A 15,805-nucleotide genomic window follows, 5' to 3' on the forward strand; every position below is an offset into this window, starting at 1 on the left:
CCGATGAGCACCGACACCTCGCCGCCGAGCGTCGAAGAACTAGCATCTAGCACCGTGACCGACACGGGAGCCAACCACCGGATCACCCGGTGGGTTGCTACCGTCGCCGGGCTGCTGGGGGCCCTGCTGGCCATCGCCACGCCGCTCCTGCCGGTCAACCAGACCACCGCGCAGCTCAACTGGCCGCAGAACGGCACGTTCGAGAGCGTCGACGCGCCGCTGATCGGGTACGTGGCGACCGACCTCAACGTCACCGTGCCGTGCCAGGCCGCCGCCGGGCTGGCCGGCCCGCAGAACGCCGGCAAGACGGTGCTGCTGTCGACGGTGCCCAAGCAGGCCCCCAAGGCCGTCGACCGCGGGCTGCTCATCCAGCGCGCCAACGACTACCTGGTGGTGGTGGTGCGCAACGTCGCGGTGGTGACCGCGCCGCTGAGCCAGGTGCTCAGCCCGGCCTGCCAGCGGTTGACCTTCACCGCGCACGCCGAGAAGGTCACCGCCGAGTTCGTCGGTCTGACCCAGGGACCCAACGCCGAGCACCCCGGCTCGCCGCTGCGCGGCGAGAAGAGCGGCTACGACTTCCGGCCACAGATCGTCGGCGTGTTCACCGATCTCAGCGGGCCGGCCCCGCCGGGCCTGAGTTTCTCGGCGACCATCGACACCCGCTACAGCAGCAGCCCCACCCAGCTGAAGATGGCCGCGATGATCCTCGGGGTGGTGCTGACCGCCGCCGCCCTGGTCGCGCTGCACCTGCTCGACACCGCCGACGGCACCCGGCACCGCCGTTTCCTGCCGTCGCGCTGGTGGTCGGTCAGTGGGCTGGACGCGCTGGTCATCGCCGTGCTGGTGTGGTGGCAGTTCGTCGGCGCCAACACCTCCGACGACGGCTACATCCTGACCATGGCCCGGGTCTCCGAGCACGCCGGCTACATGGCCAACTACTACCGCTGGTTCGGCACGCCGGAGGCCCCCTTCGGCTGGTACTACGACCTGCTGGCGCTGTGGGCCCACGTCAGCACCGCCAGCATCTGGATGCGGTTGCCCACCCTGGTCATGGCGCTGACGTGCTGGTGGGTGATCAGCCGTGAAGTCATGCCGCGCCTGGGTCGTGCCGTCAAACAGAATCGTGGTGCGGCGTGGACGGCGGCCGGCATGTTCCTGGCCGTGTGGCTACCGCTCAACAACGGCCTGAGGCCCGAGCCGATCATCGCGCTGGGCATCCTGCTGACCTGGTGCTCGGTGGAACGCGCGGTGGCCACCAGCCGGCTGCTGCCGGTGGCGGTCGCCTGCATCATCGGTGCGCTGACGCTGTTCTCCGGGCCGACGGGCATCGCCTCGATCGGCGCCCTGCTGGTCGCGATCGGGCCGCTGCGGACGATCCTGCACCGCCGATCCAGACGGTTCGGCGCGCTGCCACTGGTCGCGCCCCTGCTGGCCGCGGCCACCGTCACCGCCATCCTCATCTTCCGCGACCAGACCCTGGCCGGCGAGGTGCAGGCCAGCATGCTCAAGCGCGCCGTCGGGCCCAGCCTGAGTTGGTTCGACGAACACATCCGCTACGAGCGGCTGTTCATGGCCAGCCCCGACGGCTCGGTCGCCCGCCGCTTCGCCGTGCTGGCGCTGGTGCTGGCGCTCGGCATCACGGTCGCAATGTCCTTGCGCAAGGGCCGGATTCCGGGCACGGCCGCCGGGCCGAGCCGCCGCATCGTGGGGATCACGATCATCTCGTTCATCGCGATGATGTTCACTCCCACCAAGTGGACCCACCACTTCGGGGTGTTCGCCGGCCTGGCCGGGTCCCTGGGCGCGCTGGCCGCGGTCGCCGTGACTGCCGCGGCGATGCGATCGCGGCGCAACCGCACCATGTTCGCCGCCGTGGTGCTGTTCCTGTGCGCCCTGTCGTTCGCCAGCGTCAACGGCTGGTGGTATGTCTCCAATTTCGGTGTGCCATGGTCGAATTCGTTCCCCGCGTGGCACTACGCCTTCGCCACCGCGCTGCTCGGGCTGACCGTCCTGGTGTTGCTGCTGGCGGCGTGGTTCCATTTCGTCTCGCCAAACGATGGGCCGCCCAAGACCCGCTACGGAGCACGCGTGGCGGGAATCGTCCAGTCCCCGTTGGCAATTGCGACGTGGGTGCTGGTGGTGTTCGAGGTGGCGTCGCTGACCCTGGCGATGACGGCCCAGTACCCCGCGTGGTCGGTGGGCCGCTCCAACCTGCAGGCTCTGGCCGGCAAGTCCTGCGGCCTGGCCGAGGACGTGCTGGTGGAACAGGACCCCAACACCGGCGCGCTGTCGCCGGTGAGCGCCGCCGTGGGCGGTGCCCTCGGCGCGGGCCTCTCGGAAGCCTTCACGCCCAACGGCATTCCCGCCGACGTCCGCGCCGACCCGGTCATGGAGCGCCCGGGTGACCGCAGCTTCATCAACGACGACCGGCTCGTGACCGGCGCCGAGGCCGGCACCGAGGGGGGCACCACCCCGGCGCCGGGGATCAACGGTTCGGTCGCCCAGCTGCCCTACAACCTGGACCCCTCGCGCACGCCGGTCCTGGGCAGCTGGCGCCCGGGCATCCAGGTGCCGGCCCACCTGCGATCGGGCTGGTACCGGCTGCCGGCCCGCGACCGGGCGCGGCCGCTGCTGGTGGTCAGCGCGGCCGGCCGCTTCGACCCCCGCGAGGTCCAGGTCCAGTGGGCCACCGACGAGGAAGCGGCGAGCGGACACCCCGGTGGGTCGTTCCAGTTCGCCGACGTGGGGGCCTCGCCGGCGTGGCGGAACTTGCGGCTGCCGCTGTCGGCCATCCCCGGCAGCGCCACCCAGATCCGGTTGGTCGCCGACGACGAAGACCTGGCGCCCCAGCACTGGATCGCGCTCACACCGCCGCGGATTCCTCAGCTGCGCACGCTACAAGAGGTGGTCGGCTCGAAAGACCCGGTGTTCCTGGACTGGCTGGTCGGCCTGGCGTTCCCGTGCCAGCGGCCGTTCGGCCACCAGAACGGCGTCGACGAGACGCCGAAATGGCGCATCCTGCCGGACCGTTTCGGCGCCGAGGCCAATTCGCCGGTGATGGACAACAACGGCGGCGGTCCGCTCGGGGTGACCGAACTGCTGGTGAAGCCGACGACGGTGGCCACTTATCTGAAGGACGACTGGTCGCGCGACTGGGGCTCGCTGCAACGGTTGACGCCGTACTACCCCGACGCGCAGCCCGCCCGTCTGCAGCTGGGAACGGCCACCCGCAGCGGCCTGTGGAACCCGGCGCCCCTGCGCAAGACCTGAGCAGCGCCTTCGCCTTCGACGGAGCCTTGCCGCCCCCCATCCGTAAGTCTATGCTTACCGTTCGTGGCCACTTACCAAAGCGGCGACGTGTGGCTGGCCCTGGCCGACGGGACACGGCGGGCCATCGTGGAACGTCTCGCGCACGGCCCGTCGGCGGTCGGCGAATTGGCTCGCGGCCTGCCCGTCAGCAGGCCGGCAGTGTCCCAACACCTCAAGGTGCTCAAGTCCGCGGGATTGGTGCGCGACCGCGTCGCGGGAACGCGTCGCGTCTACCAGCTCGACCCGGCGGGGTTGGCGGCATTGCGCGCCGATCTCGACCGGTTCTGGACGCAGGCGCTGGCCGGCTACGCCCAAAAGGTCGACGAGATCGAGGGAGAAAGCCTGTGACGCAACGCATTCCGAACATCGCGCACCACGTGTTCGTCAACGCCCCGATCGACCGGGCGTTCGCCGTCTTCACCGAGCGGTTCGGCGACTTCAAACCCCGGGAGCACAACCTGCTGGCCGTTCCGATCGCCGAGACGGTCTTCGAGCCCCGGGCCGGCGGGCACATCTACGACCGCGGCGTCGACGGCAGCGTGTGCCGCTGGGCGCGGATCCTGACCTACGAGCCGCCCCACCGACTCGTGTTCAGCTGGGATATCGGCCCCACCTGGCAACTGGAACCCGACCAGTCGAAAACCAGCGAAGTCGAGGTGCGCTTCACCGCGGAGTCGGGCGAGCGCACCCGCGTCGACCTCGAACACCGCCATCTGGACCGCCACGGCCCCGGATGGGAATCCGTCGCCGACGGGGTCGACGGCGACGGAGGCTGGCCGCTGTATCTGGGTCGCTACACCCGCCTGCTGCCCGCCGGGCACCGGCAATGACGGCCACCCTGATGAGCATGGCCCGCGACGAGCGGGCCGACCTGGCGGAATTTCTCGCGACGCTGACGCCGCAGCAGTGGGACGCGCCCAGCCTGTGCGCCGGGTGGACGGTCAAAGACGTTGTCGCGCATATGATCAGCTACGAAGAGCTGGGTGCGCTGGGGCTGCTCAAGCGTTTCGCGAAGGGCCGGGTGGTGCGGGCCAACCAGGTGGGCGTGGACGAGTTCGCGCACCTGAATGCCCAACAGCTGCTCGACTTCCTTCGCGCTCATCTCCAACCGCGCGGGCTGACAGCGGGTTTCGGCGGAATGATCGCGCTCGTCGACGGAACCATCCATCACCAGGACATCCGCCGCGCGCTGGGCCGACCGCGCACCGTCCCGGCCGACCGGCTCGAGCGGGTGCTCGGCTTGGTGCCCGGTAACCCCAGGATCGGCGCCGGACGCCGGATCAGGGGACTGCGCCTGCGCGCCACCGACGTCGACTGGGCCCACGGCACCGGACCGGAAGTCACCGGTCCCGGCGAGGCCCTCCTGATGGCGATGGCCGGCCGGCCAACGGCGCTCGCCGACCTCGCCGGGCCGGGCCTGGACACCCTCGCCGCCCGGCTCGCCCACTGACGCCGCGCCGCGGCGCGGCCCCGCGTCCTCAGCGGAGAAAGCGGCTTCGCCTACCATCGAGCCTCGTGCCCCCCGACGGTAATCAGCGATCGCAGCGGATCCCACGGCTGGTGGCCGGCATCGCGGGGATCGTCGGACTGCTGTTGTGTGCGCTCGTCCCGTTGCTGCCCGTCAGGCAGACCACCGCGACCGTGCTGTGGCCCCAGGGCACCACGGACGGGCACGTCACCCAGATCACCGCGCCCCTGGTGTCCGGGGCGCCGCGCGCGCTGGACATCTCGATCCCGTGCGCGGCGATCGCCACCCTGCCCGCCGGCGGGGGCCTGGTGGTCTCGACCCTGCCCGCCGGCGGAGTGGACGCCGGCAAGAACGGGCTGTTCGTCCGCGCCGACAAGGACCTGGTGGTCGTCGCGTTCCGCGACACCGTCGCCGCCGCTGCGCCGCGCCCGGCCGTCGCCGGCGGCGCCTGCAGCGCGCTGCACGCCTGGGCCGACGCGGGTTCGGTAGGCGCGGAGTTCGTCGGCATCCCCGGCGCCGCCGGAAAACTGTCCCCGGAAAAGAAGCCCCAGGTCGGCGGGATCTTCACGGACCTGAAGGTGCCCGCCCAGCCGGGGTTGTCCGCCCGAATCGACGTCGATACCCGCTTCATCACCGCCCCCACCACCGTCAAGAACCTGGCGATGACCGTCGGCGCCCTGGCCGTCCTCACGGCCGTCATCGCGCTGGCCGCGCTGGACCGTCGCAGCCGCGGCGGCGGCACGCTGGTCAATTGGCGGTCGCCGATCGTTTGGCTCGCCCGGTACCGCCCCCGGGCGCGGTGGAGTTCCTGGCGCCGCGTCGGGGTCGCCACCTGGATCGCCGACGCCGGGGTGATCGCGACGCTGCTGGTCTGGCACGTCATCGGCGCCACCTCGTCCGACGACGGCTACAACCTGACCATCGCCCGCGTCGCCCCGAAGGCCGGCTACCTCGCCGATTACTACCGCTACTTCGGGACGACGGACGCGCCGTTCGACTGGTATCTCGGGGTGCTGTCCAGGCTGGCATCGGTGAGCACCGCCGGCGTCTGGATGCGGTTGCCCGCGACGCTGGCCGGGATCGCCTGCTGGCTGGTGATCAGCCACTGGATCCTGCGCCGGCTGGGGCCGGGCAGGGGCGGCCTGGCCGCGAACCGGGTGGCGGTGTTCACCGCGGGCGCGGTGTTCCTGGCCGCCTGGTTGCCGTTCAACAACGGGCTGCGGCCGGAACCGCTGATCGCCCTCGGCGTGCTGATCACCTGGATACTCGTCGAACGCGCGATCGCGCTGCAGCGCCTGGCCCCGGCCGCGATCGCGATCTTCGTCGCGATGCTCAGCGCGACGCTGGCGCCGCAGGGCCTGATCGCCGTCGCCGCGCTGCTCACCGGGTCGCGCGCGGTTGCCCAGGCGATCCGGCGCCGCCGGGCCACCGACGGGCTGCTGGCACCGCTGGCCGTGCTGGCGGCGTCGCTGTCGCTGATCACCGTGGTGGTGTTCCACAGTCAGACGCTGGCCAACGTCGCCGAGTCGGCGCGCATCAAATACAAGGTCGGGCCGACGATCGCCTGGTACCAGGACTGGCTTCGCTACTACTTCCTCACGGTCGAGTCCAACCCCGACGGATCCATGTCGAGGCGATTCGCGGTGCTGGTGCTGTTGCTGTGCCTGTTCGGCATGCTGGTCATCCTGCTGCGCCGGGGGAAGGTGCCGGGGGTGGCCAGCGGCCCGGCGTGGCGGTTGCTCGGCACCACGGCCATCGGCCTGCTGCTGTTGACGTTCACCCCGACCAAGTGGGCGGTCCAGTTCGGCGCCTTCGCCGGGCTGGCCGGGGCGCTGGGTGCGGTCACCGCGTTCGCGCTCGCGCGGATCGGCCTGCACAACCGCCGCAACCTGACGCTGTACGTGACCGCGCTGCTGTTCGTGCTGGCGTGGGCCACCTCCGGCATCAACGGCTGGTTCTACGTCGGCAACTACGGCGTGCCGTGGTACGACATCCCGCCGGTGATCGCCAGCCACCCGGTCACGTCGATGTTCCTGACGTTGTCCATCCTCACCGGACTGCTGGCCGCCTGGCAGCACTTCCGCATGGACTACGCCGGCCACACCGAAGTCAAGGACAACCGGCGCAACCGCGTTCTGGCGTCGACCCCGCTGCTGGTGGTCGCGACCATCATGGTGGTCGGCGAAGTCGCCTCGCTGACCAAGGGCGCGGTGTTCCGCTATCCGCTCTACACCACCGGCAAGGCCAACCTCGCGGCCATCACCTCCGGGCTGTCCCCGACGAGCTGCGCCATGGCCGACGACGTGCTGACCGAGCCGGACCCGAACGCCGGCATGCTGCAACCGGCGCCCGGCCAGACCTTCGGCCCCGACGGCCCGCTCGGCGGGATCAACCCGGTCGGCTTCAAACCCGACGGCGTCGGCGATGACCTCAGGTCGTACCCGGTGGTGACCAAACCCGGCGTGGTGAACTCCGACGCGTCACCCAACAAGCCCAACGCCGCGATGAGCGACTCGGCGGGCACGGCCGGCGGGAAGGGCCCCGTCGGCGTCAACGGCTCGCACGCGGCGCTGCCGTTCGGCCTCGACCCGGCCCGCACCCCGGTGATGGGCAGCTACGGCGAGAACTCGCTGGCCGCCACGACGACCTCGGCGTGGTACCAGCTGCCGCCCCGCACCCCGGACCGGCCGATCGTCGTGGTGTCGGCGTCCGGCGCGATCTGGTCGTACAAAGAGGACGGCACCTTCACCTACGGGCAGTCGCTGAAACTGCAGTGGGGGGTCACCCGCCCCGACGGCACCACCCAGCCGCTGGGCGAGGTCCAACCCATCGACATCGGCCCCGAGCCGGCGTGGCGCAATCTGCGCTTCCCTATGACCTGGGCGCCGCCCGAGGCCAACGTGGCGCGCATCGTCGCCTATGACCCGAATCTGAGTTCGGATCAATGGTTCGCGTTCACGCCGCCCCGGGTGCCGGTGCTGGAAACCCTGCAGCAGCTGATCGGGTCGCGCACACCCGTGCTGATGGACATCGCGACCGCCGCGAACTTCCCCTGCCAGCGGCCGTTCTCCGAACACCTCGGCGTGGCCGAACTTCCGCAATACCGCATCCTGCCCGATCACAAGCAGACGGCGTCGTCGTCGAACGGGTGGCAGGCCAGCGAGGCCGGGGGTCCGTTCCTCATCACGCAGGCGATGCTTCGTACCTCGACGATCTCGACGTATCTGCGGGGCGACTGGTATCGCGACTGGGGATCCGTGGAGCAGTATTTCCGGTTGGTGCCGGCTGACCAGGCGCCGGACGCCGTGATCGAACAGGGTGTGATGACAGTGCACGGCTGGAGCCGGCAGGGACCGATTCGGGCACTCCCATGAGCGTGACGACGGTCGACAAATCCCACGAGGAGGCGGCCTCCCGTCAAGACGTGCGCGTGACGCGCTGGGTCGCGACGATCGCCGGGCTGATCGGCTTCGTGTTGTCGGTCGCCACGCCGCTGCTGCCCGTCGTGCAAACGACCGCGACGCTCAACTGGCCGCAGGGCGGCCAGTTGAACAGCGTTACGGCGCCGCTGATTTCGCTGACTCCGGTCGACGTGACGGCGACGGTGCCCTGCTCCGCGGTGCGCGCCCTGCCACCCGAGGGCGGGGTCGTGCTGAGCACGGCACCCAAGAAGGGCAAGGACGCCGCGCTGAACGCGTTGTTCGTCGTCGTCAACGGCAAGCGCGTCGACGTCACCGACCGCAACGTGGTGATCGCCAGCGCTTCTCGCGACCAAGTCTCCTCACCGCAGTGTCAGCGCATCGAGATCACCTCGACCAAAGCCGGCGCGTTCGCCACGTTTGTCGGACTGAAGGATTCGGCGGGCAGGCCGATCGGCGGCGGCTTCCCCGACCCGAACCTGCGGCCGCAGATCGTGGGGGTGTTCACCGACCTCAGCGGCCCCGCCCCGGCGGACTTGAAGTTCTCGGCAACCATCGACACCCGGTTCTCCACCACGCCGACGACGCTGAAGCTGGCCGCGATGGTGCTGGCGATCCTGTCCACCATCGTCTCGCTGGTCGCGTTGTGGCGGCTCGACCAGTTGGACGGCCACCGCATGCGCCGGCTCATCCCCGCGAACTGGCGCACGTTCACGCTGGCCGACGTCACGGTGATCTTCGGCTTCGTGCTCTGGCACGTGATCGGGGCGAACTCGTCGGACGACGGCTACATCCTGGGCATGGCCCGGGTCGCCGACCACGCCGGCTACATGTCGAATTACTTCCGTTGGTTCGGCAGCCCCGAGGACCCCTTCGGCTGGTACTACAACCTGCTGGCGCTGATGACGCACGTCAGCGACGCCAGCCTCTGGATGCGGCTACCCGACCTGATCGCGGGAATCCTGTGCTGGCTGCTGCTTTCGCGTGAGGTGCTCCCACGGCTGGGACCCGCGGTGGCCGCCAGCAAGGCCGCGAACTGGGCGGCGGGCATGGTGTTGCTGACGGCGTGGATGCCATTCGACAACGGCCTTCGCCCCGAGCCGATCATCGCCCTCGGTTCGCTGGTCACCTACGTGCTGATCGAGCGGTCGATGCGCTACAGCCGTCTGACGCCCGCCGCGCTGGCGGTCATCACCGCGGCGTTCACCCTCGGTGTCCAGCCCACTGGGTTGATCGCGGTCGCCGCGCTGGTCGCCGGTGGGCGTCCGATCCTGCGGATCCTGGTGCGACGCCACCGGTTGGTCGGCACGCTGCCGCTGGTGGCCCCGATGCTCGCGGCCGGCACGGTGATCCTGACCGTGGTGTTCGCCGACCAGACGCTGGCAACGGTGTTGGAGGCCACCAGGATTCGCACCGCGATCGGGCCCAGTCAGGCCTGGTACACCGAGAACCTGCGCTACTACTACCTGATCCTGCCCACGGTCGACGGCTCGCTGTCGCGCCGCTTCGGCTTCCTGATCACCGCGCTGTGCCTCTTCACGGCCGTGTTCATCATGTTGCGGCGCAAGCGGGTTGCGGGCGTCGCCCGCGGGCCGGCCTGGCGCTTGATGGGCGTCATCTTCGGCACCATGTTCTTCCTCATGTTCACCCCGACCAAGTGGGTGCACCACTTCGGGCTGTTCGCCGCCGTGGGCGCCGCGATGGCGGCGCTGACGACGGTGCTGGTGTCGCCGAAGGTGCTGCGCTGGTCGCGCAACCGGATGGCGTTCCTGGCGGCGGTGATGTTCGTGCTGGCGCTGTGCTTCGCCACCACCAACGGCTGGTGGTACGTCTCCAGCTACGGCGTGCCGTTCAACAGCAGCATGCCGAAAATCGGCGGAATCACAATCAGCGCAATCTTTTTCGCGCTGTTCGCGATTACCGCGGTGTACGCGGCGTGGTTGCATTTCGCCGACACCGGCCACGGGGAGGGCCGGCTGGCGCGGGCGCTCACGGCGGCGCCCATCCCCCTCGCCGCCGGCTTCATGGCGCTGGTGTTCGTGGGGTCGATGGTGGCCGGCATCGTCCGTCAGTACCCCACGTACTCCAACGCCTGGGACAACCTGCGCGAGTTCAGCGGGGGCTGCGGCCTGGCCGACGACGTGCTCGTCGAACCGGACAGCAACGCGGGCTTCATGGCGGCCCTGCCCGGCGATTACGGCCCGCTGGGACCGCTGGGTGGTGTCAACCCCGCCGGATTCACCCCGAACGGCGTGCCGGACCGCACCCTGGCCGAGTCGGTCAAGGAGACGTCGGTCCCGCAGCCCGGGACCGACTACGACTGGGATGCGCCGCTCAAGCTGGCGGCGCCGGGCATCAACGGGTCGACGGTGCCGCTGCCCTACGGCCTCGACCCCGGCCGGGTTCCGCTGGCCGGCAGCTACACCAGCGGCGCGCAGCAGCAGAGCAAGCTGACCTCGGCGTGGTACCAGCTTCCGAAGGCCGACGCCGGGCACCCGCTGGTGGTGGTGACCGCGGCGGGCACGATCGCGGGCAACAGCATCCTGCATCACCACACCGGCGGGCAGACCGTGGAATTGGAATTCGGCAGGCCGGGTCCCGGCGGCTCCGTGCTGCCGGCCGGGCGCCTGGTGCCCTACGACCTGTACGGCGAGCAGCCGAAGGTGTGGCGCAACCTTCGCTTCCCGCGCTCGCAGATGCCCGCCGACGCGGTCGCGGTGCGGGTGGTCGCCGAGGACCTGTCCCTGACGCCCGACGACTGGATCGCCCTCACCCCGCCGCGGGTGCCGGAACTGCGCTCGTTGCAGGAGTACGTCGGTTCGACGCAGCCCGTGCTGATGGACTGGGCGGTCGGACTGGCCTTCCCGTGCCAGCAGCCGATGCTGCACGTCAACGGCGTCACCGAGATCCCCAAGTTCCGCATCACCCCGGACTACAACGCCAAGAAGCAGGACACCGACACCTGGCAGGACGGCGTCAACGGCGGCCTGCTGGGCATCACCGATCTGCTGCTGCGGGCTCATGTCATGTCGACCTACCTGTCCCACGACTGGGGCCGGGACTGGGGCTCGCTGCGCAAGTTCGACACCGTCGCCGATGCCCGGCCCGCGCAGCTCGACCTCGGCACCGCGACCCGCAGCGGGTGGTGGTCGCCGGGCCAGATCCGCATTAAGCCATAGCGGGTGATAAACCAATACCGCCGTAATTCGTCAACCGCCCAATAAAGGGTCGGAATTGACGGTTGAGTAATTGCCGGAAATAGGTTTGATTTCGTCGCGCCCGGGTTAATACCTAACCGCTGTGATCCGCTTCACACGGGAAAAATAGGTGGCCCCATGAGCGCGCTGACACCCCTTGGAACATGTGCGGCGGTGTTCACCGCGGTGATCGCCCCGGCGACGACGTTCGCAATCACCACGGCGGCCGCCGAGGGCGGCACCACCGTCGTCCTGGACAACTACTTGCGGCGCTGCGACTTCAGCCGCGTCAGCATCGCGCCCAAGGTGCCGAGCCCGATGCTCGGCACGGGTTCGGTCCTCATCCATACCACCGGGTCACGAGCGGTGGCCGAGGTGCATCTCTACGACGAACCCGAACCCGGCACCCACTTCGACGTCGGTCTCATCGAGATGCCGCGGCCGGCGACGGGCACCTGCGGGCCGGGTGACCCCGGCACCGCCTTCACCGGAATGGACACCGACGCGGCGGGCAACGGCACGGCGACCGTGCAAGACACCATCCGGCCGGGAACGACGGGCGTGTGGGTGATTATCGAGCGGCGCAACGCAAACTCGCAGAATCCGGCCGAGTTCTACACTTCCGAGTTCGTGGCGCCGGTATAACCACTGTCCGGCTATAACGTCGGTCCCGCCCAGGCGGTGCCATAAGTCCCTATCTCGACGCCCCGGTCAAGTGCTCCGATAAAGGGCATCGCCGAATGACCGGCGTCAGATGAGAGGCACGGCAATGAACGTTTCACCATCGGCACCGACCGCGACGCGCTTCTTGGCCCGCGTGCTCGGCCCCTTCCTCGTCGTCGTCGACGTGACGGCGGTGGCGCGCGCCTCCGACATGCAGACGCTGCTTTCGCAATTCGAGGCGAATTCGATGTGGACGTTTGTCACCGGCGCCTTCATCTTGCTGCTCGGCCTGAGCATCGTTGCCGCCCACCAAAGCTGGCGCGGCCCCGCGGCCGCCATTATTTCCCTGCTCGGCTGGCTGATCGTGCTCCGCGGGCTGCTCCTGGTGGCCTTTCCCAAATTCTTCGCCTCGATGGCCGATGCGATGATCGGCGCGCAGGGCTGGTGGATCGCGCTGTGCGTGGTGGCCGCCCTCGTCGGGGTCTACCTGACCTACGTGGGCTGGGCGCCCGCACCGAAGCGGCCGACGTCGCAAGCGGCGGCGGCCAATCCGGACGTGCCGCGAGCCGCGTGAGCGACACGGGCTCGACGCCGCACCGGCCAACCGAGCGGGAGGGCTCGGAGGAGCTGACCGGTGACATGGGTACCGCCGTAACCGCCGAGTTCGACGCGCCGGCAACTGCCGCCGCCGACGCGGCGGTCGAGAACAGGCCGGCGTTGAGCCCGGGCTCCGCACTGCTGGTCGTCACGCGCGGGCCCAACACCGGGTCACGGTTTGCCCTGACCCAACCCGTCATGTCGGCGGGCCGGCACCCGGAAAGCGACATCTACCTCGACGACATCACGGTCAGCCGCCGGCACGCCGAATTCCTCAGCGAGGGTGGCCAATTCCGCGTCGTCGACGTGGGCAGCATGAACCACACCTATCTCAACCGGGAGGCCGTCGACTCCGCGGTGCTGGCCGACGGCGACGAAATCCAGCTCGGCAGGGTCCGTCTGCTTTTCCTCGCCAACGCGTAGCGTCTCTGGCATGAGCGACTACGCCGTTGAGGCGGTGGACCGGCTGCCCTTCTCCAATGCGGAGAAGTCGCGGCGCTACCGGACCGAGAACTACCGCGGGGCCGTGGGTCTCAATTGGTACCTCACCGATCCCACCCTGCAATTCACCATGGCGTACTACCTGCAGCCCGAGGAACTGGCGGTCGTGGAACCGCACCTGGTGCGCATGGGCGAGCTGACGGGCGGCCCCGTCGCGCGATGGGCGGAGGAGACCGACCGCAACCCACCCCAGCTGGAGCGCTACGACCGCTGGGGCCACGACATCAGCCGGGTCGTCATGCCGGCCTCCTTCACCGCGTCCAAGCGCGCGGTCCTGGACGCCCAACAGGCCCTGCGCACCGACGCGCGGGCTGCGACGGTGAGCTCAAGTCTGGGCCTGTTCGCGTCCAACTATCTGCTCAACCAGGCCGATATCGGGATGGGCTGCGCGCTCGGCACTGGTGGCGGCATGGTCTCCTCGCTGGTGGCCGCCTACGCGCCGGCCGACGTGCGGGAGCACGTGCTGGCCAAGTTCGCCTCCGGGGAGTGGGCGGGCGAGACGGCTCAACTGCTGACGGAACGCACCGGCGGCTCCGACCTGGGCGCGCTCGAAACGACGGCCACCCGCGCAGGTGACGCCTGGATTCTCAACGGCTTCAAGTGGTTTGCGTCCAACTGCGCCGGGGAGGCGTTCGTCGTGCTGGCCAAACCCGAGGGCGCACCCGACTCGACGCGGGGCGTCGCCAACTTCCTGGTGCTGCGCACCCGCCGCGACGGGTCGCGCAACGGGGTGCGGGTGCGCCGCCTCAAGGACAAGCTCGGCACCCGCTCGGTGGCCTCCGGCGAGGTGGAATTCGTTGACGCCGAAGCGTTTCTGCTGTCCGGCGAGCCCACGGGCGAGGCGGGGCCGTCCGACGGCAAGGGGCTGGGCCGCATGATGGAGCTGACCAACGCCGCGCGCCTGGGCATCGCCCTGTTCGGGCTCGGCAACGCGCGCCGCGCTTTGGTCGAGTCGTTGTGCTACGCCCGGCGGCGGCACGCGTTCGGCGGCGCGCTGATCGACAAGCCGCTGATGCGCCGCAAGCTCGCCGAGATGATCGTCGACGTCGAAGCCGCGCAGGCAATGGTTTTCGACGGCACCGGCGCCACCAACCACCGCCAGCCCCGCGCGATGCGGCAGCGCATCGCGGTGCCGGTCACCAAGCTCAAGGCCTGCCGCCTGGGCATCACCGCGGCGTCCGACGCGATCGAAATCCACGGCGGCAACGGCTATATCGAGACCTGGCCGGTCGCCCGGCTGCTGCGTGACGCGCAGGTCAACACCATCTGGGAGGGCCCCGACAACATCCTCTGCCTGGATGTGCGGCGCGGCATCGAGCAGACCCGCGCGCACGAGGTGTTGCTGGCCCGGCTGCGCGACGCGGTGTCGGTGTCCGACGACGACGACACCACCCGGCTGGTGGCGGGGCGCATCGAAGATCTGGACGCGGCGATCACGGCCTGGTCCAAGTTGGACCGCGACATGGCCGAGGCGCGGCTGTACCCGCTGGCCCAATTCATGGGCGACGTGTACGCCGCGGCGTTGCTCGCCGAGCAGGCCGCCTGGGAACGCGCCACCGGCGGTGGGGAGCGCAAGGCGCTGGTCGCCCGGCTCCACGCGCTGCGGTATCTCGCCGACCGCGGGGCGCTGCGCGGCATCGACGCCGACCGCGACGAGGCGCTGGAGCGCTTCGACGAACTGGCCGACGGCGCCCTGACGGGCTAGGCGGGCGGGGCGCCGTCGAGCAGTTCGGTGGTGGCCTCCCACAGCCGTGCTTCGCGCTGCCGATCCTGTGCGAACGATTTCACCTGTTGCTCTCGGGTTTTGACGACGAACGCGCCGTCGCGCAAATGCGCCCATCGGCCGTCGAGCACGATCGACGCCAGCGCGGGGCCGGACCGGTCCGGTGACGAGACGCCGGGGATTCGCTCGATGACGCGCCCCACCCGCTGCATGGCGGGGCCGTGGGCCCTGCTCAGCCCGGTGCCCGGCATGAATCCCGGTTCGAACACCGTTACGTTCACTCCGGCGGGCGCGCGCCGTTGCAGTTCGTGCCCGTAATAGAGGAGCGCGAGTTTCGAGTTGGAATAGGCGATCCCGCATTGCTCGAACGTCGACGGTGTGTCCGCAGGGGTCGGCCGAGCCAGCTCCAGCGGGTCGCGCCAGCGTGCCGGCGGGACGTGTAGCCACCGGCGAAACACGTTCTGGTGGTAGGTGTTCGAACCGACGAGCACCACGCGGGCCGGAACCGAAAACGAGCCGAGGAGGTCCCCGATGAGCTGCGCATGCGCGAGGTAGTTGACGGCGAAGGTCAGCTCGTATCCGTCCGCTGACGCGTTGTGCGTGTCGGCAACGCTAAGCCCGGCGTTCGCTACCAGTCCGCGCAGCGGGCGCACTGCGCCGGACACCAGCAGGTCCTTGGCCATCTGGCCCGCGCTGCGCACGTCGGAAAGCCGGGCAAGGTCACAGGCGATCTCCTGAACGGTCGCGCCCGCCGACCTGGCCTCATCGGCCACTTCTGTGAGCGCCCGACCCGGCCTGCCCACCAGCAGCAGATCAGGACGTTCGGACGGGGGACGATGGGCAATGGCCAGCATCGCAGCCTTTCCCAGACCGCCGGTCGGCCCGGTGAGCAAGACGGTGCCGGAAGTGATGTCGTTCATGGTTGCAG

The 15,805-nt window shown here is 69.8% G+C and carries 11 protein-coding genes; 10 read left to right on the forward strand and 1 reads right to left on the reverse strand.

The window, feature by feature from the left end:
• Positions 1–3: 3 nt before the first annotated feature.
• From G6N37_RS18900 to G6N37_RS18945, 10 genes are all read left to right on the forward strand, one after another.
• Positions 4–3,270 (forward strand): arabinosyltransferase domain-containing protein, encoded by a 3,267-nt coding sequence (locus G6N37_RS18900; RefSeq protein ID WP_163682719.1) that lies wholly within the window; start codon positions 4–6, stop codon positions 3,268–3,270.
• 63 nt (positions 3,271–3,333) lie between these two features.
• Positions 3,334–3,657: an ArsR/SmtB family transcription factor gene (locus tag G6N37_RS18905; protein WP_163682721.1), complete on the forward strand. Its 324-nt coding sequence runs from the start codon at positions 3,334–3,336 to the stop codon at positions 3,655–3,657.
• Positions 3,654–4,139, forward strand: a complete 486-nt coding sequence (locus tag G6N37_RS18910; RefSeq protein WP_163682723.1) for an SRPBCC family protein — start codon at positions 3,654–3,656, stop codon at positions 4,137–4,139. Before G6N37_RS18905 ends, G6N37_RS18910 begins: the two co-directional genes overlap by 4 nt.
• Positions 4,136–4,759, forward strand: a complete 624-nt coding sequence (locus G6N37_RS18915; protein WP_163682725.1) for a maleylpyruvate isomerase family mycothiol-dependent enzyme — start codon at positions 4,136–4,138, stop codon at positions 4,757–4,759. Before G6N37_RS18910 ends, G6N37_RS18915 begins: the two co-directional genes overlap by 4 nt.
• A 65-nt stretch (positions 4,760–4,824) precedes the next feature.
• Entirely contained in the window at positions 4,825–8,151 is a 3,327-nt protein-coding gene (locus G6N37_RS18920; RefSeq protein ID WP_163682727.1) for an arabinosyltransferase domain-containing protein, read from the forward strand.
• Positions 8,148–11,375, forward strand: a complete 3,228-nt coding sequence (locus tag G6N37_RS18925; RefSeq protein WP_163682730.1) for an arabinosyltransferase domain-containing protein — start codon at positions 8,148–8,150, stop codon at positions 11,373–11,375. The genes G6N37_RS18920 and G6N37_RS18925 overlap by 4 nt, the downstream gene beginning before the upstream one ends.
• 156 nt (positions 11,376–11,531) lie before the next feature.
• Positions 11,532–12,038 carry a hypothetical protein gene (locus G6N37_RS18930; RefSeq protein ID WP_163682732.1) on the forward strand — a complete coding sequence of 169 codons (507 nt, stop codon included), beginning with the start codon at positions 11,532–11,534 and terminating at the stop codon, positions 12,036–12,038.
• Between the two features lie 124 nt (positions 12,039–12,162).
• Entirely contained in the window at positions 12,163–12,630 is a 468-nt protein-coding gene (locus G6N37_RS18935; RefSeq protein ID WP_163682734.1) for a hypothetical protein, read from the forward strand.
• Positions 12,627–13,076, forward strand: coding sequence for an FHA domain-containing protein (locus G6N37_RS18940; protein ID WP_269475730.1), 450 nt, complete (start codon positions 12,627–12,629; stop codon positions 13,074–13,076). Before G6N37_RS18935 ends, G6N37_RS18940 begins: the two co-directional genes overlap by 4 nt.
• Positions 13,077–13,086: 10 nt before the next feature.
• Positions 13,087–14,859, forward strand: a complete 1,773-nt coding sequence (locus tag G6N37_RS18945) for an acyl-CoA dehydrogenase family protein (protein WP_163682736.1) — start codon at positions 13,087–13,089, stop codon at positions 14,857–14,859.
• Here G6N37_RS18945 and G6N37_RS18950 read toward each other — a convergent pair.
• Positions 14,856–15,797, reverse strand: a complete 942-nt coding sequence (locus tag G6N37_RS18950) for an SDR family NAD(P)-dependent oxidoreductase (protein WP_197745711.1) — start codon at positions 15,795–15,797, stop codon at positions 14,856–14,858. The two genes, G6N37_RS18945 and G6N37_RS18950, sit on opposite strands and share 4 nt — an antisense overlap.
• Positions 15,798–15,805 lie beyond the last annotated feature (8 nt).

Origin of the sequence: Mycobacterium seoulense, from assembly GCF_010731595.1 — a bacterium.
Taxonomy (GTDB): domain Bacteria; phylum Actinomycetota; class Actinomycetes; order Mycobacteriales; family Mycobacteriaceae; genus Mycobacterium; species Mycobacterium seoulense.

Coding starts and splice junctions, on each gene's coding strand:
- G6N37_RS18915 (WP_163682725.1), top strand. CDS start 4,136: ATGACGGCCACCCTGATGAGCATGGCCCGCGACGAGCGGGCCGACCTG.
- G6N37_RS18945 (WP_163682736.1), top strand. CDS start 13,087: ATGAGCGACTACGCCGTTGAGGCGGTGGACCGGCTGCCCTTCTCCAAT.
- G6N37_RS18930 (WP_163682732.1), top strand. CDS start 11,532: ATGAGCGCGCTGACACCCCTTGGAACATGTGCGGCGGTGTTCACCGCG.
- G6N37_RS18925 (WP_163682730.1), top strand. CDS start 8,148: ATGAGCGTGACGACGGTCGACAAATCCCACGAGGAGGCGGCCTCCCGT.
- G6N37_RS18935 (WP_163682734.1), top strand. CDS start 12,163: ATGAACGTTTCACCATCGGCACCGACCGCGACGCGCTTCTTGGCCCGC.
- G6N37_RS18950 (WP_197745711.1), bottom strand. CDS start 15,797: ATGAACGACATCACTTCCGGCACCGTCTTGCTCACCGGGCCGACCGGC.
- G6N37_RS18900 (WP_163682719.1), top strand. CDS start 4: ATGAGCACCGACACCTCGCCGCCGAGCGTCGAAGAACTAGCATCTAGC.